Raw genomic sequence first — 20962 nt, 5'->3', positions numbered from 1 at the left:
CTTAAGCGCGATCTCGACTTCAATCCGGATAAATTGGCGCTCGACCTTTAGCCCCGGGGCGATCGCCCACTCCCCATTCACCCCAATCCCCGTTCTTTCAACCCTTTGAGGCGGTCAACCAGCGCCGCGCACTGTTCGGGAGTGTGACTCGCCATCACGGTGAGGCGCAGGCGGCTGGTCGGTACGGTCGGGGGGCGCACCGCAGCGACTAAAATCCCCGCTTTTTTGAGCAGTCGTCCGGCTTCAAGAACGGTGGCGGCGTCGCGCATCTGGATGCAAATAATCGGCGAATCGGACGGTAACACCCCTTCGATTCCGGCCCGTTCCAGTCCCTGTTTGAGAGATGCGACATTCTGCCACAGTCGGGCCCGCCGTTCGGGTTCGTCGCGCACGATCGCGATCGCGGCGATCGCCGCCGCCGTATCTGCGGGGGAGAGGCCAGTTGTATAAATCCAGGTCGGCGCGCGGTTTCGCAAAAAGTCGATCGCCTGACGCGAACCCGCCACGTAGCCCCCCAAACTGCCGAGGGCTTTACTCAACGTTCCCATTTGGATCGAGGGGCGTTCCCGACCGCCGCACGCTTCGATCGCCCCGGCTCCCGTTGCCCCTAAAACCCCGGTGGCGTGGGCTTCGTCTACCAGCAACATGCAGCTAAACTCGTCGGCGAGGTCGAGTAAGGCGGGCAGGGGCGCCAAATCCCCATCCATACTAAAAATACTGTCGGTGACCAGCAAACAGCGCCGATATTGGTCTCGATGTTGTGAGAGCAGCTCGCGCAAGGCTGGCAGCTCGGCGTGAGGATAATCGATCGCCGTGGCCCCACTGAGAATCGCCCCATTTTTGAGGCTGGAGTGATTGTAGCGATCGCCGAGGATTAAATCTCGTTTGCCGACTAACGCGGCGATCGTGCCGAGATTGGCCAAGTAGCCGGAACTGAACACTAAGGCATCTTCGGTCTGCTTGAGATCGGCGATCGCCCGTTCCAGTTCCCGATGCAGGGGTCGATGTCCGGTAATCAGGCGCGATCCGGTGGTTCCGGTTCCGTAGGTGCGGGTGGCGGCGACGGCGGCTTCTACCAAACGGCGATCGCCTGCCAAGCCTAAATAATCGTTACTGGCGAAATTGAGCAGCCGTTGCCCTTGAATTTCCACCACGGCCCCGGGGGCGCTAATCGCTTGCGGCGATCGATACCAATTCGCCCGGTGAATGGCATCGAGGGCGCGGTCTATCCAAATATAGGGATCGTTGGGCATCATGGGCAAGGACGATAGCAGTCGAAAAGCGGATAGGCGATCGCTAGGTCTTGTAGTATACGACAAAATGCGATCGTTCCCGGCCCCCTCGTCCCCGGTTGGCTTGAATGGGGAAGTAGACACACCCCAAGATTAATATTTAGTGAGACTTTTCGTAGAAGGCTTTTAACATTTCGGGAAACCGTCGCGACCACGACGCCTCGCAATGTTCTCCCTCGGGATCTTCCCGCACGAATAAGTCACGATCGCGGAGATAGCCGTATTTATACTGCAACAACTCGGCCATTTCTCGCCCGCGCTTGGTCGTCTGCCGTTCGATGGCGCTGTTGTGATCCGTGCCGTCGCGGACTAAGCCCCAATCCAGCCACAGACGGGGACGACGGGCGCGATCGGCCAACGCCGATCCGGTCAGTTTGAGCAGGGGCGATCGCGACAGGGAGGTAAACAGGTCTTCGTCGCGCTCCAAACCGACGAAAAATGAGGGGGACATCGCCGCCCCATTGCCGATGCGATCGCCGTAGCGACAGGCGATGTAAAAGGCGGCTAGTCCGGCCCGTCCCGCCCCTACCACGGTCGTTTGTGAGTTTTCCGGTCGGGTGCGGTAGTGGCGATCGACAAATCCTTTGACGGAATTGACTAAATAGGGTGCGTAGGTTTCCAACCCGGAGGGTTCGAGACTGGGAGTAATATCGGGTGTATACTCACGATCGCGGTCGAGTGGATGCACGGCGACGACGAGCAGTTTCGGAATCGCACCGCGATCGTACAATTCCCCCAACCGTTCGGCGACTTGCCAGGACTGACGCGCCAATCCGGCCCGGAAAAAGGCGGTATGACCGTCGTTCATGTAAACCACCGGATAGCGATCTTCGCTGGTTTCGTAGTTTCGGGGTAAGAAAATATGGATTTTGCGCGGGCGATCGCTCCCGTCGATGCCGCTAAACTGGTCGTAAGTATGAAAGATTCCGGCGGGATGTCCTTCGTCGTGAAACCAGGCGACTTGCCCCCCTTTGATAAATTGAGACATTTCGATCGTAAACTTCCTCTATTCGCTAGATGGGAATGGCGATAGGTTGTCAATCCAATCTCAAAGATGATGACTGACGGTTTATTTTATTAAACTAACCCGGCGATCATTTTTTTTTTCGGCTGGATTTAGAACTTTTTAATTTGGCTTTAAATTTATAGCGGACGGCGCGATAGACGACGTGATAATCGACCTCGACGCCGCATTCTTCTTTGAGCCAGATTTGAATCTCCCCATAATTTTTGAATGCTTCCGGTTCTTGCAGCTTGAGGCGCAATTTATCTAAAGCTTCTTGGGGAATTGTAATCGGTCTGCCTGCGGGTTCGTAGAGCTTGAGCAATCCGTCTAACCCTTCTTGTTTGTATTTTTGAAACCAGCGATAAATGGTTGAGGTATCTCTGACCAGCAGTTTCGAGAGTTCTTCTAATGTGGTGACTTGATTGGATTTGAGTAAATATAAAGCATGGACTCTTTCTTTACGTTGGGCGTTGGTTTGTTGTTTGAGCAGGGCTTTAAGTTCTTCGGCACTTTCTTGGATATCTAAATTTAAGGTCTTTGCCATTTGATTGAATTATGCGATGGTCATAAAGGAAAAATTAACTGATGCAACTATAACACAAAATTTGTCGGCGTTTTTTTCGATCGCCTCCCTGCGATCGCCGCCGTGGTAAGGGGTCGATCGCCGCTCGGAGTTTAGCGGGGTCGATCCTTGCGAAATCCTTGTCTCGTCAAGCGTTGAAGCGGCGATCGCCTCGAACGGATGCCGGGTAGCAATCGGGGAGTGCGATCGCCGTGTCGCGATCGTTCCCGGGGTACAAACGAGCTAGCTTTTGTGGATCCCATTCCCGTTAGCTCCCCACAATTCAAGGCTGGGGTCGATTGTCTTTTGACCCGCCCAGGGCTCGTCAATCGAGTTGAAAAACTTTACAAAAATAAAAGTTAATTGACATTAATTTTACATTTTGAAATAAAAGCGGGAAGCCTACAAATGCGCTCTTTTGAACTCACCCAGGGTTCGATGGGGTCGAGAGCGATCGCCGCCGTGGGATGGCGCATCGAGGCGTCGGGCTATTGCGGCTCGTGGAAGCCCTCGTCATAATAGAGTTGTACTACTTTTGGAAGTATCATGTCTAATAAAAAAAGATTATCGGATAAAGTTTTAACCATTCGCCTCCCTGCAGTCGAACTCGAACGCTTGGAAACCTACTGCGATCTCAACAAACGGACGAAAACCGATGTCATTCGCGAACTGATCCGCAAAATTCGGGTTCCTTCCCCCTCGGAAAGTTAGGCGCCGATTCCGGGAATCGGAACTCGGATCGACTTCGTAAAAACGGGGCGAGAGAACGGAACCTAAAATCACGAGTTCAATCGTTAATTTTGACAAATTTTGACAACTTTTAAATTGAATCTCGCGAGCTTTATTTTACCCTTTTAGAGGGGGAGGGCGATCGTCAAGTCTATCCCTTTTTCATGTATCTGCCATTTTTTTTGAAATTTGCCATTTTTTTGAACTAGAGAATGCCGCAACTCGTTCTCATTGAATATGAATAAACTTACCGATCGCGTCATTTTCAAATCCGACTTTTGCGAAGCACAATGTCGGCAAATGTACGACCTTTATCAAAACTACTACGGCGGCACCAATTGGTCTCTGTTTAGGGAAGATTTAGCACGCAAACACTGCGCCATTCTTTTATTAGATCGTTCCCAAGTCTTGCGAGGATTTACCACCCTAGAAATTATTGATTTCGAGTGGGAAAACCAACCGAGACGCGCTTTGTTTTCCGGTGATACAATTATCGATCGCCCCTACTGGGGAGAGCAAATCTTACCCCTGGCGTGGTGTCGCTTGGCGGGTCAAATTAAAGCTGAATTGCCTCAGTTACCGCTTTATTGGTTTTTAATCGTCAAAGGATATCGAACCTATCGCTATTTACCCGTATTTGCGAAATCTTTTTATCCCACCTGGAGATCTCCCACCCCCGATGCGATGCGCGACTTAATGGATTATTTAGCAATCTTAAAATTTGGCGACAACTATCGCCGGGAAACCGGGTTAGTTCAATTTCCGGCATCTCGGGGACATTTAAGCGGAATTTGGGCGGAGATTAAGCCGGGATATCGACAAAAACCGGACGTTCGTTACTTTTTAGAACGCAATCCCAATTACGATCGCGGCGACGAGTTAGTGTGTTTGATGGAACTGACCGAAGAGAATATGCGATCGCACGCGAAACGCGGATTTCTTGAAGGAATGAAATCGGCAGATCCGTACTTAAAAACGTCGGTTTTTTAAACGGGCGATCGCCCGCTATTGCTCCTATTTTTAGCTCGAATCAATTTTTCAGACGAGGGAGGGCGTCTGGAAAACGCGATCGTTTTTGAGGGGCTTTATTCCCGCTTTTGGACGTCTCGATCGCGCTTGCGGCGCCTTTTACGAGAAGTTTTGAGCTTGACTTTTAATTTGTAGCGAACGGCTTCGTGAACGACCTTATAAGACGCATCGATATCGAATTTTTCTTTCAGCCATGTTTTGACTTCGCCGTAACTTTGAAAGCCATTCGGTTCTTGGAGGCGATCGCGCAAAGAATCCATCACTTCTGAGGGAATTGCAGGTTTGCGACCTTGACCTTTTTTAACTTCTAACATCCCGTCTAAACCCTTAGCTTTATATTTTTGAAACCAGCGATAAAGGGTGGCTGTATCTCGACCTAACAAAATGGCCAATTCTTTGAGGGTTTTAACTTGTCCAATTTTCAGTAAATACAAAGCTTGGATCCGTTCTCGACCGCGCGCCGTGCTTTGTTTGGCGAGTAAATTTTTAAGTTCTTCCCCACTTTCGTGAATCTTAAGTTTAAGAACTCCTGCCATAAGATTGAATTTTGAGAGAACAAAACTCTGTTATAGTTGCAAAGATTAAGTGAAGTTGTATCAATTTTAACGAGGTGAAAAACTGGCAATTTATTCGAGACGCTTGCGATCCGTTTTGGGTCGATTTCTCGAACGCAACCGATCGCGCGATCGCCGTGCAACGATCGCGCCTCCACGACCTTCTCACCCGCAACCAAACCACTGAAATCGGGCGGCGGTACGGCTTTGGGACGATCGCCGACGACCGGGACTATCGCGATCGCGTCCCGATTCACACCTACGAGGACCTCGCCGAGGCGATCGCTCGGATGGCGGCGGGGGAAACCGGGGTTTTGTGCGCCGATGAGGCGATCGCCGTTGAAGTGACCGGGGGCAGTACCTCCGGGAGTAAGCTGATTCCCTACACCCGAGGGAGTTTGGCGGCGTTTCAGAGGGCGCTGTTTCCCTGGTTGGCCAATTTGCTCGCACATCGCCCGGGAATCGCCTGCGGTCCGACCTATTGGGCGATTTCGCCGATCGCCCGCCCCCAATCCCCGACTGTCGGCCCGGTGACCCTTCCGACGGGCAATGACGCCCTCTATTTTGGCGATCGCCTCGCCCCTCACATCGTGCAGTTGCTCGCCGTTCCGCCGCAAATTGCCGCGATCGCCGCGATCGATCGCTGGCGCTATCTCACGGCTTTATACTTGCTGGCGTCGCCCCAATTGGCCTTAATTTCCGTGTGGAGTCCCACGTTTTTGCTGGAATTGCTCGCCGAAATCGAGGGAAACGGCGATCGCCTGGTGCGCGATTTGGCGCGGGGAACCACCGTTCCCGGGTTACCGCCCCTGCCGCCGAACCCGGAGCGCGCTCACTTAGTGTCACGATCGCTCGCCTCCGGGGCGATCGATACCCGCCAGTTGTGGCCGCAGTTGGATACGATTAGCTGTTGGACCGATGCCAGTGCCGCCGCTTTTGTGCGTTCCTTGCAAGGGGCTTTTCCTCACGTGTGGATCCAGGGAAAAGGGTTGCTGGCAACCGAGGCAGCAGTGACGATCCCGATCGCCGGGTGTCCGTCGCCCGTATTGGCCGTAGAGAGCGGCTTTTACGAATTTATCGGCGAGGACGGGCGATCGCGCCTCGTCCACGAGGTCGAAAGTGGCGGGGTCTATCGAGTCGTCGTCACCACCGATGGCGGTTTGTATCGCTACGACTTGGGCGATCGAGTGCGAGTGACGGGATGGTACGGACAAACGCCCCAACTGGAATTTATCGGACGGGCGGGACTGGTCAGCGACTTGTGTGGGGAAAAATTGACCGAAGCCTTCGTCTGGGCGCAACTGCAGCCCCTGCATCCTGGCGGTTTCGCCATGCTGACCCCGTGCTTGCGCGATCGCCCTCATTATATTCTGTTTCTGGACGAGGCGGCGGGCGATCGGGCCGCAGACCTCGCCCGGGACTTAGACCGGGCCTTACAAACCAATCCCCAATATCGTTACGCCCGCCAACTGGGTCAACTCGCGCCCCCTGTCGCCCGTTGCGTCTCCCGCCCGATGGAGAAGTATATCGAATATGCTTTAGAACGCGGTCAACGACTCGGCGATATTAAACCCCCCGTTCTGCGTCCCGAAACCGATTGGGGCGATCGCCTGTAAGGACACGGCACTGCCGTATCCTTCCCATAGTATGATTTCGGTAAAAATCGGCATCCATCGGCCTCCTTATCTATTGGCGCTATTCACAGACGGTTTATAAAATAAATACAGCACTTGGGCGTCTGATGAGGTACGGTGCCGATCCCCCCTCCGCCCCCTATTCCCCCTTCGCCCCCCTTTCAAAGGGGGGTTGGGGGGATGGTTGGGAGGATGGCGGGGAGAACGAGGAAAGTCCCAAGGGGGATTTAGGGGGGTCTCAATGTCCTGCATAGCAGAGGAAAAGCTCTATGTTGCATCGACTGTGGCGCTGGCTGACCGGACTCTATCGCCGACTGCGGCAATGGTGGCACAAACCGACCCCGACTCCGCCGCCCTCACCACCGCGTCCGTCTTTCTCGGCGACGGAATTGGAGTCTACATTTCTACATTTGCTCGATTGGATGGAACAGGGGGCCAGTCGCGGACAGATGAAGGGGTTCCTCATCGCCAAAGGAATTGCACCCTCGCAGTGGACGACTTGGTTGGAAGGTTTCGCCAATCGCTTGTCGGACAATCCCACCCAGCATCAAGAACTAGCACGGCGGATGGTGCAGTTTGGCGAACTTTATGGGGAGGAATGGGGCGCACTTGCCGCGAAAATTGGTAGGGAAGTGTTAGCCCAGGTTTCAGAACCGGGGGAGAAGGTTGCAGAACCGGGGGAGAAGGTTGCAGAACCGGGGGAGAAGGTTGCAGAACCGGAGGAGAAGGTTTCAGAAGCGGGGGAGAAGGAGAAAGATGAGGCTCAGGTGTGGTTTGAGCGAGGGAAGGAGCAGTTTAACTTAGGACAATATGAGGAGGCGATCGCCTCATGCAACGAAGCCATCCGCCTCCGACCGGATTACCCCGAGGCTTATTACAACCGAGGGGGTATGCAGCATATCTTAGGACAATATGAGGAGGCGATCGCCTCATTCAACGAAGCCATCCGCCTCCGACCGGATTACCCCGAGGCTTATGCCCTGCGAGGGGCAGCGCAGGATAACTTAGGACAATATGAGGAGGCGATCGCCTCATGCAACGAAGCCATCCGCCTCCGACCGGATTACCCCGAGGCTTATGCCCTGCGAGGGGCAGCGCAGGATAACTTAGGACAATATGAGGAGGCGATCGCCTCATACAACGAAGCCATCCGCCTCCGACCGGATTTCCCCGAGGCTTATAACGACCGAGGGGCAGCGCAGCGTAACTTAGGACAATATGAGGAGGCGATCGCCTCATACAACGAAGCCATCCGCCTCCGACCGGATTACCCCGAGGCTTATAACAACCGAGGGATAGCGCAGCGTAACTTAGGACAATATGAGGAGGCGATCGCCTCATACAACGAAGCCATCCGCCTCCGACCGGATTACCCCGAGGCTTATAACAACCGAGGGATAGCGCAGCGTAACTTAGGACAATATGAGGAGGCGATCGCCTCATACAACGAAGCCATCCGCCTCCGACCGGATTTCCCCGAGGCTTATAACAACCGAGGGGCAGCGCAGCGTAACTTAGGACAATATGAGGAGGCGATCGCCTCATACAACGAAGCCATCCGCCTCCGACCGGATTACCCCGAGGCTTATAACAACCGAGGGGCAGCGCAGGATAACTTAGGACAATATGAGGAGGCGATCGCCTCATACAACGAAGCCATCCGCCTCCGACCGGATTTCCCCGAGGCTTATAACAACCGAGGGGCAGCGCAGCGTAACTTAGGACAATATGAGGAGGCGATCGCCTCATACAACGAAGCCATCCGCCTCCGACGGGATTACCCCGAGGCTTATTTCAACCGAGGGAATGCGCAGGGTAACTTAGGACAATATGAGGAGGCGATCGCCTCATACAACGAAGCCATCCGCCTCCGACCGGATTACCCCGAGGCTTATAACAACCGAGGGGCAGCGCAGGATAACTTAGGACAATATGAGGAGGCGATCGCCTCATACAACGAAGCCATCCGCCTCCGACCGGATTACCCCGAGGCTTATAACAACCGAGGGGCAGCGCAGGATAACTTAGGACAATATGAGGAGGCGATCGCCTCATATGATGCAGCCTTAATCCTCAAACGCGATAAGTGGGAAGCTTGGGCTATGCGGGGTCAGGCTGCAAACCAGGTAGACAGACGAAATTCTCCCTATTTGCCCTCTGACCTCGCTCTCCTCAACCCAGATTTGAACCAGAGAGGGTTTGAAGGGGCATTGCTCACTTACCGAGAAGGGTTGAAGTATTGCCAGAAAGACACCCATCCGGAAGGGTGGGGTACTTTACATTTTGCGATCGGCAATCTCTATGACCTTCGATCGCGCCGAAAAGCCACCAACCGCGATCCGGATAGAAGAACTGCATTCGAACATTACAATCTCGCCCTCGAAACCCTTACGGAAACCGCCTATCCCGAAAGACATTTAGAAGTTTTACGCCCCTTGATTCGCCTATTGCTGAGCTTCGACGAAATCGAACAGGCCCAGGAGTTGCAACGGCGGGGAACCGATCTGGTGCGCCGTTTGGTGGACTGTTGCCCCAGTCCCGGGAAGCAACGCCAACTCGCCCTCCAGTTTGCCGATTTTAAGCAGTTAACGGTGGATCTGTGCGTGCGACGGGGTGAGGTCGGGCGCGCCTTCGCCGTCGCGGAGGCGGGGAAAAATGCCTGTTTGTCTTGGTTATTCTACGGTAGGGCCGACGCGGTGACCGAACTGGACTGGTCGCAAATGCGGCAGTTGCTGGGGGGAGAAATCCCCCCAACCCCCCTTAATAAGGGGGGCTTAGAGGGAGTGAATTTGAACTCACCCCTTGGAGAAAATCCTCCAGCACCCCCCTTTCCAAGGGGGGCGGGGGGGGGATACACCCCACTCGGAACCGCAGAAGTGAGTGACCAAGTTGCTCCCTCCTTTCCAAGGGGGGCGGGAGAAATCCCCCCAACCCCCCTTAATAAGGGGGGCTTAGAGGGAGTGAATTTGAACTCACCCCCTGGAGAAAATCCTCCAGCACCCCCCTTTCCAAGGGGGGCGGGGGGGGGATACACCCCACTCGGAACCGCAGAAGTGAGTGACCAAGTTGCTCCCTCCTTTCCAAGGGGGGCGGGAGAAATCCCCCCAACCCCCCTTAATAAGGGGGGCTTAGAAGGGGTGAATTTGAACTCACCCCCTGGAGAGAATCCTCCAGCACCCCCCTTTCCAAGGGGGGCGGGGGGGGGATCCACCCCACTCGGAACCGCAGAAGTGAGTGACCAAGTTGCTCCCTCCTTTCCAAGGGGGGCGGGAGAAATCCCCCCAACCCCCCTTAATAAGGGGGGCTTAGAGAGGGGGAATTTGAACTCACCCCTTGGAGAGAATCCTCCAGCACCCCCCTTTCCAAGGGGGGCGGGGGGGGGATCCACCCCACTCGGAACCGCAGAAGTGAGTGACCAAGTTGCTCCCTCCTTTCCAAGGGGGGCGGGAGAAATCCCCCCAACCCCCCTTAATAAGGGGGGCTTAGAAGGGGTGAATTTGAACTCACCCCTTGGAGAGAATCCTCCAGCACCCCCCTTTCCAAGGGGGGCGGGAGAAATCCCCCCAACCCCCCTTAATAAGGGGGGCTTAGAGGGAGTGAATTTGAACTCACCCCTTGGAGAGAATCCTCCAGCACCCCCCTTTCCAAGGGGGGCGGGGGGGGGATCCACCCCACTCGGAACCGCAGAAGTGAGTGACCAAGTTGCTCCCTCCTTTCCAAGGGGGGCGGGAGAAATCCCCCCAACCCCCCTTAATAAGGGGGGCTTAGAAGGGGTGAATTTGAACTCACCCCTTGGAGAGAATCCTCCAGCACCCCCCTTTCCAAGGGGGGCGGGGGGGGGATCCACCCCACTCGGAACCGCAGAAGTGAGTGACCAAGTTGCTCCCCCCTTTCCAAGGGGGGCGGGAGAAATCCCCCCAACCCCCCTTAATAAGGGGGGCTTAGAAGGGGTGAATTTGAACTCACCCCTTGGAGAGAATCCTCCAGCACCCCCCTTTCCAAGGGGGGCGGGAGAAATCCCCCCAACCCCCCTTAATAAGGGGGGCTTAGAAGGGGTGAATTTGAACTCACCCCCTGGAGAGAATCCTCCAGCACCCCCCTTTCCAAGGGGGGCGGGGGGGGGATCCACCCCACTCGGAACCGCAGAAGTGAGTGACCAAGTTGCCCCCTCCTTTCCAAGGGGGGCGGGAGAAATCCCCCCAACCCCCCTTAATAAGGGGGGCTTAGAAGGGGTGAATTTGAACTCACCCCTTGGAGAGAATCCTCCAGCACCCCCCTTTCCAAGGGGGGCGGGGGGGGGATACACTGCCGCCGTGTACTGGCATTGGAGTCCCTACGCCCTCACCACCTTCATTCTCAAACCGGATCGGCCCGAACCGACGGTGTTAAACCACAACCGCTTTCAGGATCGAAGCGAATATACGGGCAATTTGCGGGAGTTAGAAGACTGGATGCAAGAGTGGAATCGGACTTATCACCGCAATCCCAAGGACAAAAAGGACAAAACCACCACCCAAAGTGACTCTTGGCGAAAGGGCTTAAAAGCACAACTCGATCGCCTCGCCGCGATCGTGCAGATTGACGCTATTTTAGACGAATTGGAGGATTGCCGGGAGTACCAGCATCTGATTCTGATTCCGCATAAAGACTTGCATCGCCTTCCCCTCCATGGCTTATTTGTCAACAGCGATCGCTTTCCCCGTACCTGCACCCTCACTTACCTGCCGAGTGCCGCCTTTGTCCGTCCCGAGGCACCCACGCCGTCGGACGCCTCCCGGTTTGACGCCCTCCTCAGCGTCGAAAATCCGCCGAGTCTGACCAAAACGGCGGATGGTTCTCACAAAACCCTCGCCCCCCTCCCCGCCGCCGAGGTCGAATCCGAGATCGTCGCCCGCCTGTTTGGGCGCAACACCCGCCTCGCCGGAACTGACGCCACCGCCGCCGCACTCAAAGCCGCATTGCAACAGCCTCACAGCGCTTTTCACTTTAGCGGACACGGCTATTATGAATTTAGCCATCCGATCGCCTCTGCTTTATGCTTGCAGGGGGAAGATCGGCTTTCAGTCGAGGACATTCTCTCACTCGATCTGAGCGCCTACCGCCTCGTTTACCTGTCCGCCTGCGAGACGGCGGTCAGTGGCGACGAGACCATCACCAGCGAATATGTCGGGTTGACCGGCGCCTTTGCGCGATCGCGGGTCGCTTACATCGTGAGTACGTTATGGTCTGTCGAGTCCCTCGGAAGTACCTTGTTTTCCCTCTATTTTTATCAGGAATTAGAACGAGGACATCCGGAACCCGTCGCCTTTGCTAACGCCCAACAATGGCTCAAAACCGTCACCCGAGATCGGTTAGGGGATTGGTATCGGCAACAAATTGAACGATTCGAGAACGATCCGAGTTTTCCCCGTTCCCTGCTGCGTAATTTCAAAAGTTGGTCGAGTTCAATCGCTACAATGGAAGAGACGCCCTTTGCCGATCCTTATTATTGGTCGGCGTTTATCTTGTGTGGACGATGAAAGACTCCGATCTCCAGATTTTTCAAGCGTTTCTGGTGGCCCTCGCCCGACAGCAAAATCCTTTACCGGACTCTATCCAAGCCCAAATTAACCAACTCGGCGATCGTCCGGACAGCGACGCGATCGATCGCCTGGTAGACAGCTACCCCCCGTTGCAAAAGGTCTACAGTTTAGTTCATGCTCAATTGCTCGACAGTAGCAATCACACCCGCATGGGACGCGATGTTTTACCAGATGCCAGTTTTGAGTTAGAAAATAGCAAAACTACCGACGTAGACAACGCCGCTAGCGCGATCGACGACTTGACGGATTTACCGACAATTACGGAACAGATTAAACAAAAAATAGGGAAAAGTCAAGCCCAACCCGCGATCGCAAATGTTTGTAAAAGTTCGGATTCGGTGGAACAAGCGAAATTTATTCTAAAATTCGAGTTTAAATTGGGGTGAGCGATCGCCTCAACGTCGGGATAAATAGCAAGTCAATCCAAACCCTAGAGGAGGGGTTTGGCAACCCAACCCCTACTTAGAAGGATGCCCTATGCCGACATTTTCAATATTAAAAAATTGGTAAGTTTCGTTATGCCTGCCGAGTGCGATCGTTTAATTTATCCCACCGTCGATCGATTTATCTACGATCTCGCCGACGGTTTGGGTCAGTCCGATGAAAAAGTCGATCGAAACCGTGAAAATTTTTTAAAGAAAATAGTAAAAGAAATTGATAAGGACAAGTTCCATCGATCTATCCAGAAAGTCAAAACCGCAGAAGAACAAGATAAAAACTATATTGAACTTTTGGGCTTCATCGATTTTCCTTCAGCCTTCGACGGCTATTATTACCCGGTAAAAATTGGGGATACTTATGCTTTGCAGATGGATTGCTCGGGAAAAAACAGCACAAAAGACGAAAAATCAAAGCCCCAAAGTATTCTAGGCGCAATTGTTAAGATTAAATCAATTATCGACGAACAATTGCATCATACCGAAGCATCTATCGGTGAAAGTTGGACGATTTACGGACAACTGGCTGCTGAAGACCAGGATGTTTTAAAAACAGCTCAAAACTGTTATCATGCCCTAGGATTGTTCGATACTCCCAATTGGGAAAATCACCTCGACAATGAGGGAGAATTTGAAGGAATCCACTTTTATGAATTATCCCACTTTGGGGGCGATCGCGGCAACCTCAAGCAAAATCGTCATTTATTAATCTATTTGTTTCCTTACAATGGCGGCAAATTTATTCTCGACGATCCTCAAGCCAAGAAAATACCTAGAACGCTTCACGTGCAATTTCTCCGCTTATTTCAATATCGCAATAAAAGCATTTGGGCTTACCATCAAAGTCGCAGTCTCAAGGCGGATATGAAAGAAGCCGCACAAACGATTCAAATTCTGGTTAAAGCCTTACCCGCTAAAGTTAAATCAAAAAGAGTAAATCTTAAAGAATTACAAAATAATCTCGCCGATCTCTTGACAATTTTATCAATTTATGGCAATTATTTGAGCCGTTTGGAAGAACAAAAACAAACGATCGCCACAAATTTAGAAAACTACAAAAAACGGCTAAAACAGATTCCCACAGCGATCGATCGCGAGGCCAGCGATCGCGCCTTTGACTTTTTAGAAACGTTCGCCGACTATGGGAGTGAAAAATACTTGCCCCAAATTGAAAGTGACCTCGCCAGTTTGAGCGCCAATTTCCGCTTATTAGAAAATGCAATTAAAACCGTCGAAGGGATCGTCCAACTCGAACAAACCAAGAGCGATCGCGCCTTAACCGGAACGATCGCGATCGCCAGCAGCGCCCTCGCCTTAAGTGCAGTCACCGCTACAGTGGTCTCGGTCAAACAACCAAAAAACTATCGCGATGTCGCCTTTTTAAAATCCCCAGAATTCGGTTTCAGTCTGGCGATCGGATCGCTTCCAATATTCATTGCTTTTTTGTGTTGGCTCTTCGTATATATTAAAGCCGTTTTAAAAAACAACGGTCAATCTCGACCGTAGGGACCCGGCATTGCCGTGTCCTTCCAAATCGATCGTGGAGGAATGCACTTGACTCCCTTGAGTCCCGCTTGCCGTAGTGCGACAGCAAGGCCCCAGCGACCACAGCACCGATCCCTGCCGATTGCGATCGCCTCGAACTCGGCCACGAATCTCCCTCTCCTCACGATCTGCCCTTTCACTTTATATTTACCGGGACTTTACGAGGATCTGTCCCGGACTAAAGCGCAATATCCGGCAGTTTAGCGCGATCGTACTTCCCCGTCCGGCATCGTCGTTCCCTTAAAATTCACCCCAGTTAAATTCGCACTGCTCATTTCCGCCCGAATCAAATTCGCCCGGGTCAAATTCGCCGCCGTCAAATTCGTGCGCGCCAAATATGCCTCACATAAATTCGCCTCTTCCAAGGTTGCAAACGACAAGTCGCTGCGGCTGAGGTCCGCCCGGGTGAAATTGACCGCCGTCAGGTTAGACCCTTGCAAATTGGCCTTATCCAGACGAGCATCGGCCAAAATCGCCATCGTCACCACGGCCCCACTCAAATCCGCTCGGGTCAGGTGAACTCGTTCCAGTTTGCCGTGAGTGAGATCCGCACAGCGCAAATTCGCTTCGGCGAGATTGGCATCGGACAAGATTGCCCCTTTGAGCAAACTGCTATACAAATTTGCCTGGTTTAAATTGGCCCCGCGCAAGTTCGTTTCCGTCAAATTGGCATAAGATAAATCCGCTTTAGTCAAATCCGCCCCCACCAAATTGACCCCGCGCAGGTCGGCGCCGGACAGGTCGGCCCCGCGCAAGTTCGCCGGATCGTAAATTCGCTTTTCGTGGCGTAAGTTCGCCCCGCGCAAACAGGCGCCGCGCAGACAAGCCCCACTGAGGTTGCTACTGCGAAGGTCCGCATCGCTGAGGTTGGCATCGAGTAAATTGGCTAACGTGAGATTGGCGCGGCGCAAGTCTGCCCCTTGCAAGCTGGCTCCGTGCAGGTCTACATCGCTCAAGTTGGCGCCGATGAGGTTGGCTTGATTGAGAATGGCGCCGCACAAGCGGGTAGTGACGAGATAAGCCGCACTCAAGTTGACGCGACTGAGGTAAGCGAGAATTAAATTAGCCCCCTGAAGGTCGGCACTGCGGAGGTTGGCACCAATGAGATCCGCGCCTTGGAGATGAGCCGATCGCAGGTTGGCGCCTCTAAAGTCGGTTTCGCCTGCATTGTATCGCCTGAGAATTTCCTCAGCATCCATTGTGGTCTATTTTCCCCTAAAACGCCCGATCCTATTGTGCCTGTCTTTGTCTGACTCGGAAAATAGCGTCGTCAGGGCTGTTCGCGCTTGTTTGAGTCGGAAACGCGATCGAGAAACTGCTTTCTTTCCCCTTCTTCTAATTGACTTAAAACTTCTAAAAACTGCAAGGTACTGGATTTGACGCGAACGATAAAATCTCCTAACGCTTCGTATTTTAAAGAAAGGGATTCTTCTAAGTCGCGACCGAGCAAGCGGGTTTCTAATTTTAATTCTAATTGGTGTAATTGATTTTCGATAAAGCTGGTGACATCATTGACGCTGTAAGTCACCATTCTTTGAATTTGTTCGGCGACCCGTTTTTTATGCAGTTCGGAAACGTCATCGCCGTCTAAGTTTTGAAGGGAAAATTTACCCGGGCTGCTGCTGTTTGGGTCTGCCACCGGACGATCGCTTGGGGTCGGGGCGATCGCTTCGACCGGGGCGGGGGGTGCAGGTACGCTTTTCGAGGGGGCTGAGGAGGCGCTGACAGGCTCGGGAGCGGGGGTCGGCGGCGCTTCGGGGCGCTCGAAGTCTTCGGGGCGATCGCGGGCTTCTAGCGGCTCTGAAGGCGCTTCGGGGGTCATCAGGCGAGAGGCTTGCAGTTCGAGACGGTCGTCATCGCCGTCCCCGTTGGTGGCTTCGGAGAGGTCTTCGCCGTCGAGCACGCCGGAATCGTCTTCGTCGGTGTCGGGGAGGTCGTCGTAGAGGGGAATGAGATATTGAACGACGACGCTGGCGGTTTGCAAGTTTTCGTCGGAATTATCGATCGCCCGGGCGGTAATGTAGAGTTCGGCTTCGAGTTCGGTGAGGTTTTTACAACTCGCAAATAATTGAGTTAAAAGCAGGTCGAGGGGTTTTTGTTTGAGGGCGATCCAGTCGCGATCGCTGAAACTGAAGGGATGGTAAAGGGTGGAGAAGATTAGGATTTTGGCGCGCAGGGGACTGGTATGCCGGACAATTTTATATTTGAGATTGTAAAGGGTTTCCGGGGCAATTTTGCGATCGCTGTCGAGGGTACGATTGAAGTCGCTACGCTGTCCGGTATCTCCTTCTTTGAACAGGTCGGGTTTAAGTTCCTGTTGGGGATCGCGCGATCGCTCGTCGTCGGGAGAGTCCGGATAGATTTTTCCCACCTTTTTAATCAGCGCTTGCGCCAAAACGCTGTAAGGTTTGGGTTTGTTGAGTTTACGGACAATTTCCCCCAGGATCGAACGCAGTTGGACTAAATTGGGCGCGCGTTCTTTCACGGTTTCGAGCAGGTGGAGAAGATCGAGATCGTCGAGGGTTTCGCGATTGTTTTCCCATTTTCCCTCACAAACACAAACTAATAATTTTTTAATGCGGATTAAATTCGGATCGCGTTCTAAATCGCGGACCACTTCCTCAATCGGATTTAATGGCGACATATCTTCCTCTTAATTAAGATGCATTCAGCCCGATGTAGCAGCTACCCTGGCGATCGCAGTTGGGGGATGGGGGTCACGACGCGGAAGTTCGAGGGAACGCGATCGCGAATCCTACGAGCCATCTCGATCGAAACTTCCTCTAAAATCTAAAATAACAGCGCCGTCGGAGCACTCCGCCGTCGAGCGGCGCCGAGAACGACGCCGATGAAGTAAGCCTCACTCGCACCACGACCCGAACGCTACAATCGAAGGCGATCGCCACCACAGAGGAAGCACTCGTGAACCGTCGAAGCTTTTGCGGGGGGGCGGCGATCGTTATTGGGGTCAATCTGTTACCGATCGAGGGTTGTCGCCCCGCCCCCCATTCATTTAAAACCAATTTAAAAAGGAATAAGACCATGAACTTGCAAAGTCGTGCCTTTGAAGCGAACGCCTCGATTCCCCCTCGATACACCTGTGACGGGGTCGATGTCTCGCCGCCATTATCTTGGGACGACCCGCCACCGGAAACGCGCAGTTTCGCGATCGTTACCGACGACCCCGACGCCCCGGGGCGCACCTTCGTTCACTGGGTAGCGTATAATTTACCCCCGGAAACGCGCGATCTCCCGGAAGGGGTTCCCCTCGGAGATCGGCTCGCTTCTGGGGGGGTTCAGGGTAAAAATGATTTTGGCAAAATCGGTTATGGTGGGCCTTGTCCCCCCAGTGGGACCCACCGTTATTTTTTCAAGCTTTACGCCCTCGATCGCGTCCTCGACCTCAAACCGGGCGCCACGAAAGCCGAACTGCTTCAGGCGATCGACGGCCATATTTTAGCCGAGTCGGAACTGGTCGGACGGTACGCGCGCCAGCGCTAAAGACCCACGGATTCACTGTTCGAGGGAAACCGCCGTCCCCGAAGCCGTAATCAGCAGTAAGGCGCCGCGATCGTCGATATTAATCGTCCCCGTATCGATTTCAATACCGATCACCGCATTGGCGCCCAAAGCGCGCGCCCGTTGTTCGAGTTCGGCGATCGCTTCTTCTTGACCCTGTTTGAAGACTTTTTCATAGCTGCCCGTGCGTCCGCCAATCATATCGCGAATGCCCGCAAAAAAATCGCGCAGGGCGTTACTTCCGTACACCACTTCGGCGGTGACCACTCCCAAATAAGATTTGACCACGGCCCCTTGAATCACGTCAGTTGTTGATAAAATCATGAGAACCTCTGTAAGCTTGCAAATCCCCAGACTTCAGTCTGGAGAGGACGAGTGAACTCAAGCCGTTTTCGCCGCCGTTTTCTAGAGTGGAGGCGAAAATCTAGAGGCTTAAGTCAACCCGATGGCTGGGTTGCAGGGGATAGCGGTTGCTTGGCATCACCGAGAAGGATGGAGACGCGATCGCCCCCCTTGTCGCTCGGGGGAAACCTGGTCGAAGTCTACTCCTCCCATCCACTCCCCTACTGGCGTTTTGCCACCCGCTCGGATCGCAGTGAAGTTGCCATAAAAGGTGCCATCCATTGATGGCGATCTCTCGACGGATCCGTGTCACTGCGATCGACGAGGTGCTTTCAAATCCGGGCTTTCCCGGTTGTCAGCACGCCTCAACTGTAATACTGAGCAATCATAGCAACACGAGAGAAAATAGGCCGTGCAAAAGCAGACCTTGTTTGTCGTCAGTCTCCTGTTATTAGGAGGTATTGCTACTGTCAACCCCGCCGTTGTCCGCGCTGACGACGGGGTGAAAATCGCACAAAACAATACCCAAAATAACCAAAAACTCAAAGAACTGCTGCGTCAGGGTCGAGAATTGGTCGATTCTGGGGAGTTTGAAAGGGCGCTGGCTATCTATCAAGAAGCGGTGGTCTTGGACCGGGAAAATCCCCGTATTTTTTCGGGGATCGGCTATTTACAAGCCCGCCGGGAAAATTACGAAGCGGCGGCGAATGCTTACCGTCAGGCGGTGGCGTTGGAACCGAATAATGCGGATTTTCAATATGCGTTGGGCTTTTCTCTGGCCCATTTAGGAGATAATCAAGGCGCCCAACTGGCCTATCGTCGCGCGGCTCAGTTGGATCCCGAGAATTTGAATGCCTATATCGGCTTGGGCGTGGTGCTGTTGCGCGAGGGAGACTACGAAGGGGCTTTGCGCGCTTACCAGCAGGTGACTACGCGAGACGCGCGCTACTGGCAGGCTTACGAGTCGATTGGGGCGGCGCTGCTGCAACAAGGACGCATTGAGGAAGCGATGGAAGCCCTCGAACAAGCGGAGTCGTTGGCGCCGCGCAAGAGTAGCGTTCAGATTAATTTGGCGGCGGCGTTCCTGGCCCAGGGTAAGGTGGATGAGGCGTTGGAACGGTTTAAAAATGCCGCGCAACTCGAACCGCGCAATGCTCAAATTCACTTGCAGATCGCTCGGATTTTACGCGATCGCGAGCAAATGGACGCGGCGTTCCAAAGCTACCAACGGGCGGCGAGCATCGACCCGCAACTGACGGAAGCTCACGAGGCGATCGCCGCGATTCACTTAGAGAAGCAAGATTTTCTGCAAGCGATCGTCGCTTTCCGTCAGTTGACCGAACTCGATGGGGATAATCCCGATTATTACTATTATTTAGCTGTCGCCCTCCAGGGACGCGATCGCGCCGCCGAGGCGATCGAAATCTTGACAAAAGCTCGCTCTCTTTACGAAGCCCAAGGGGTGAGCGAGGGGGTCGAAAAAGTCGATGCTCTGCTCGAAGAGCTTCGCTAAGTCTGGGAAGGTCGAGGGTCAGCCGTTCGCTCTCCCTCGACTCCATCGGCCTAATATCATATTTTTATAAATTTGTCAATAAAAAGCCGAAATCTCGACACGCCGTTGGCGTCGCGAAGCGATCGCGACGGTCTCGTACTGCTCTGAGTTACGGAACGCGCGCCTCGGAAGTTTCCCAGAGAGACAGTTGGGCGAGATGGTCGAGGCCGATCGATTGTAAGAGTTGATTCCACTCCCGTTCTAACTGGGGATTGTCCGGATCGGCGAGACGCTGTTGGACGAGTAAGGCGATCGTTTCGTGCCAGATCCCTTCTTGGGCGTAGATGGCGGCGCGATCGCCGTCCGATTGCGCGGCGGCGAGTCGCTCTTGCAGTTGGGCACTCGGTTCGACCCGTTGAATCCACCCTTCGACGGCAATATCTCCGGCCCGATCTTCAGGATCGCAGACGATCGAAAAATACCAGCGATATTTTTTATTGAGTTCCAAGGGAATTAAATTGGCATTCTCCGGGAGTTGCAGGCTAATCAATCCCGCTTGTCCCCGAGTTTGAAAGGTGGTTTCGTAAATAACAGTTTGTCGTTCTTCGTCGAGCAAGGCAAATTCGACCGCCGGGGCGTCGTGTTTGGGGACGTACCAGAAAAACGTAGGCGCTTGGGAAACGGTCAAGCCGACCAAACTTTCCGGCACGATCGCCGTCAGGGGTTGGCCCGATTCGCCGTTTTCGCCGACACTACAGCCGCGACTGCCGCCACCGATGCGGCGATCGGGGGCGCCGGATTGGCGCGGTTGAAAAATGCCGACTTGAGTATCGATTTCCGAAGGCGACCCACTGCGGGTTCCGCCTCCGACCCGGCGTTCCGGGGTGCCCACATCCGGGGGATTGAATTCGACTGCCCGGACGGGAAAGGCAGCCCCCACCGTATTCAAACAGGCGATCGAGACCGCTAGGATAGATAGTTTAACAATCGGTTGGCAACACATGAGGACGTTCTCCTTGGGAGATAGAGTAGATGACGGTCGCCTCATTTCCGATGTCGGCGATCGCCCCGGGGACTTTCGCGAAGCCTTCGCCGCGCTAGCTTGTCCCGATCGGGATCGATCTTGAGCCGTCGGCGGAACGGGTGGCCCGAGGGTGGGGGGAACGGAACGCACCACTTTATTGTTAACTCTAATGTGGGGGAGGTCAGTGCGATCGCGGCCACTACTTTTGTGCGATC

16 protein-coding genes are annotated in these 20962 nt (G+C 53.8%); 8 read left to right on the top strand and 8 right to left on the bottom strand.

Annotated features, from left to right (window positions below):
• Window positions 1-77: 77 nt before the first annotated feature.
• The 3 genes from bioF to HCG48_RS23440 all read right to left on the bottom strand — a co-directional run bounded on the left by bioF (window position 78) and on the right by HCG48_RS23440 (window position 2842).
• Window positions 78-1253, bottom strand: coding sequence for an 8-amino-7-oxononanoate synthase (gene bioF, locus HCG48_RS23450; RefSeq protein ID WP_168572041.1), 1176 nt, complete (start codon window positions 1251-1253; stop codon window positions 78-80).
• Between the two features lie 139 nt (window positions 1254-1392).
• Window positions 1393-2280 carry an alpha/beta hydrolase gene (locus tag HCG48_RS23445; RefSeq protein ID WP_168571336.1) on the bottom strand — a complete coding sequence of 296 codons (888 nt, stop codon included), beginning with the start codon at window positions 2278-2280 and terminating at the stop codon, window positions 1393-1395.
• Window positions 2281-2386: 106 nt separating this feature from the next.
• Window positions 2387-2842, bottom strand: a complete 456-nt coding sequence (locus HCG48_RS23440) for a helix-turn-helix domain-containing protein (RefSeq protein WP_168571335.1) — start codon at window positions 2840-2842, stop codon at window positions 2387-2389.
• 564 nt (window positions 2843-3406) lie between these two features.
• Here HCG48_RS23440 and HCG48_RS23435 point away from each other — a divergent pair.
• Together HCG48_RS23435 and HCG48_RS23430 are read left to right on the top strand one after the other, a co-directional pair.
• Window positions 3407-3571, top strand: coding sequence for a YlcI/YnfO family protein (locus HCG48_RS23435; protein ID WP_168571334.1), 165 nt, complete (start codon window positions 3407-3409; stop codon window positions 3569-3571).
• Window positions 3572-3826: 255 nt separating this feature from the next.
• Entirely contained in the window at window positions 3827-4579 is a 753-nt protein-coding gene (locus HCG48_RS23430) for a hypothetical protein (protein ID WP_168571333.1), read from the top strand.
• Between the two features lie 95 nt (window positions 4580-4674).
• On the opposite strand, the gene HCG48_RS23425 is transcribed toward HCG48_RS23430, so the two are convergent.
• On the bottom strand, window positions 4675-5154 hold the full coding sequence (locus HCG48_RS23425; RefSeq protein ID WP_168571332.1) for a helix-turn-helix domain-containing protein: 480 nt from the start codon (window positions 5152-5154) through the stop codon (window positions 4675-4677).
• 74 nt (window positions 5155-5228) lie between these two features.
• On the opposite strand from HCG48_RS23425, the gene HCG48_RS23420 reads away from it, so the two are divergent.
• The 4 genes from HCG48_RS23420 (at window position 5229) to HCG48_RS23405 (ending at window position 14331) form a co-directional block, all read left to right on the top strand.
• The gene (locus HCG48_RS23420) at window positions 5229-6788 is read left to right on the top strand and encodes a GH3 auxin-responsive promoter family protein (protein WP_168571331.1); all 1560 of its coding nucleotides are present in this window, start codon (window positions 5229-5231) and stop codon (window positions 6786-6788) included.
• A 287-nt stretch (window positions 6789-7075) separates the two neighbouring features.
• A complete protein-coding gene (locus HCG48_RS23415) occupies window positions 7076-12325 on the top strand; it encodes a tetratricopeptide repeat protein (RefSeq protein ID WP_168571330.1) in 5250 nt (1749 codons plus the stop codon).
• A complete protein-coding gene (locus HCG48_RS23410; RefSeq protein WP_168571329.1) occupies window positions 12322-12774 on the top strand; it encodes a hypothetical protein in 453 nt (150 codons plus the stop codon). Before HCG48_RS23415 ends, HCG48_RS23410 begins: the two co-directional genes overlap by 4 nt.
• Window positions 12775-12906: 132 nt before the next feature.
• On the top strand, window positions 12907-14331 hold the full coding sequence (locus HCG48_RS23405) for an AAA family ATPase (protein ID WP_168571328.1): 1425 nt from the start codon (window positions 12907-12909) through the stop codon (window positions 14329-14331).
• A gap of 239 nt (window positions 14332-14570) precedes the next feature.
• On the opposite strand, the gene HCG48_RS23400 is transcribed toward HCG48_RS23405, so the two are convergent.
• Complete coding sequence (locus HCG48_RS23400; protein WP_168571327.1) at window positions 14571-15569, bottom strand: pentapeptide repeat-containing protein; 999 nt, start codon at window positions 15567-15569, stop codon at window positions 14571-14573.
• 71 nt (window positions 15570-15640) lie between these two features.
• Window positions 15641-17014: a hypothetical protein gene (locus HCG48_RS23395; RefSeq protein ID WP_168571326.1), complete on the bottom strand. Its 1374-nt coding sequence runs from the start codon at window positions 17012-17014 to the stop codon at window positions 15641-15643.
• A gap of 278 nt (window positions 17015-17292) precedes the next feature.
• Between HCG48_RS23395 and HCG48_RS23390 the strand changes: the two genes are divergently transcribed.
• The gene (locus HCG48_RS23390) at window positions 17293-17871 is read left to right on the top strand and encodes a YbhB/YbcL family Raf kinase inhibitor-like protein (protein ID WP_246259723.1); all 579 of its coding nucleotides are present in this window, start codon (window positions 17293-17295) and stop codon (window positions 17869-17871) included.
• Between the two features lie 12 nt (window positions 17872-17883).
• Here the strand turns inward: HCG48_RS23390 and HCG48_RS23385 are convergent, their stop codons facing one another.
• A complete protein-coding gene (locus tag HCG48_RS23385; protein ID WP_168571325.1) occupies window positions 17884-18213 on the bottom strand; it encodes a YbjQ family protein in 330 nt (109 codons plus the stop codon).
• A gap of 430 nt (window positions 18214-18643) precedes the next feature.
• On the opposite strand from HCG48_RS23385, the gene HCG48_RS23380 reads away from it, so the two are divergent.
• Window positions 18644-19744: a tetratricopeptide repeat protein gene (locus HCG48_RS23380; protein ID WP_168571324.1), complete on the top strand. Its 1101-nt coding sequence runs from the start codon at window positions 18644-18646 to the stop codon at window positions 19742-19744.
• 148 nt (window positions 19745-19892) lie between these two features.
• Here the strand turns inward: HCG48_RS23380 and HCG48_RS23375 are convergent, their stop codons facing one another.
• A complete protein-coding gene (locus HCG48_RS23375; RefSeq protein ID WP_168571323.1) occupies window positions 19893-20897 on the bottom strand; it encodes a DUF928 domain-containing protein in 1005 nt (334 codons plus the stop codon).
• Between the last annotated feature and the right edge of the window lie 65 nt (window positions 20898-20962).

Origin of the sequence: Oxynema aestuarii AP17 (genome assembly GCF_012295525.1) — a bacterium.
Taxonomy (GTDB): Bacteria; Cyanobacteriota; Cyanobacteriia; order Cyanobacteriales; family Laspinemataceae; genus Oxynema; species Oxynema aestuarii.
Note: the sequence above shows the minus strand (reverse complement) of the source record. Positions and strands in the feature narration are given on the sequence as shown.

Bases quoted from the DNA above. Each gene is read 5' to 3' on its own strand.
- HCG48_RS23410 (WP_168571329.1), top strand. From the start codon at position 12,322: ATGAAAGACTCCGATCTCCAGATTTTTCAAGCGTTTCTGGTGGCCCTC.
- HCG48_RS23400 (WP_168571327.1), bottom strand. From the start codon at position 15,569: ATGGATGCTGAGGAAATTCTCAGGCGATACAATGCAGGCGAAACCGAC.
- HCG48_RS23445 (WP_168571336.1), bottom strand. From the start codon at position 2,280: ATGTCTCAATTTATCAAAGGGGGGCAAGTCGCCTGGTTTCACGACGAA.
- HCG48_RS23415 (WP_168571330.1), top strand. From the start codon at position 7,076: ATGTTGCATCGACTGTGGCGCTGGCTGACCGGACTCTATCGCCGACTG.
- HCG48_RS23430 (WP_168571333.1), top strand. From the start codon at position 3,827: ATGAATAAACTTACCGATCGCGTCATTTTCAAATCCGACTTTTGCGAA.
- HCG48_RS23385 (WP_168571325.1), bottom strand. From the start codon at position 18,213: ATGATTTTATCAACAACTGACGTGATTCAAGGGGCCGTGGTCAAATCT.
- HCG48_RS23405 (WP_168571328.1), top strand. From the start codon at position 12,907: ATGCCTGCCGAGTGCGATCGTTTAATTTATCCCACCGTCGATCGATTT.
- bioF (WP_168572041.1), bottom strand. From the start codon at position 1,253: ATGCCCAACGATCCCTATATTTGGATAGACCGCGCCCTCGATGCCATT.
- HCG48_RS23435 (WP_168571334.1), top strand. From the start codon at position 3,407: ATGTCTAATAAAAAAAGATTATCGGATAAAGTTTTAACCATTCGCCTC.
- HCG48_RS23440 (WP_168571335.1), bottom strand. From the start codon at position 2,842: ATGGCAAAGACCTTAAATTTAGATATCCAAGAAAGTGCCGAAGAACTT.
- HCG48_RS23425 (WP_168571332.1), bottom strand. From the start codon at position 5,154: ATGGCAGGAGTTCTTAAACTTAAGATTCACGAAAGTGGGGAAGAACTT.
- HCG48_RS23395 (WP_168571326.1), bottom strand. From the start codon at position 17,014: ATGTCGCCATTAAATCCGATTGAGGAAGTGGTCCGCGATTTAGAACGC.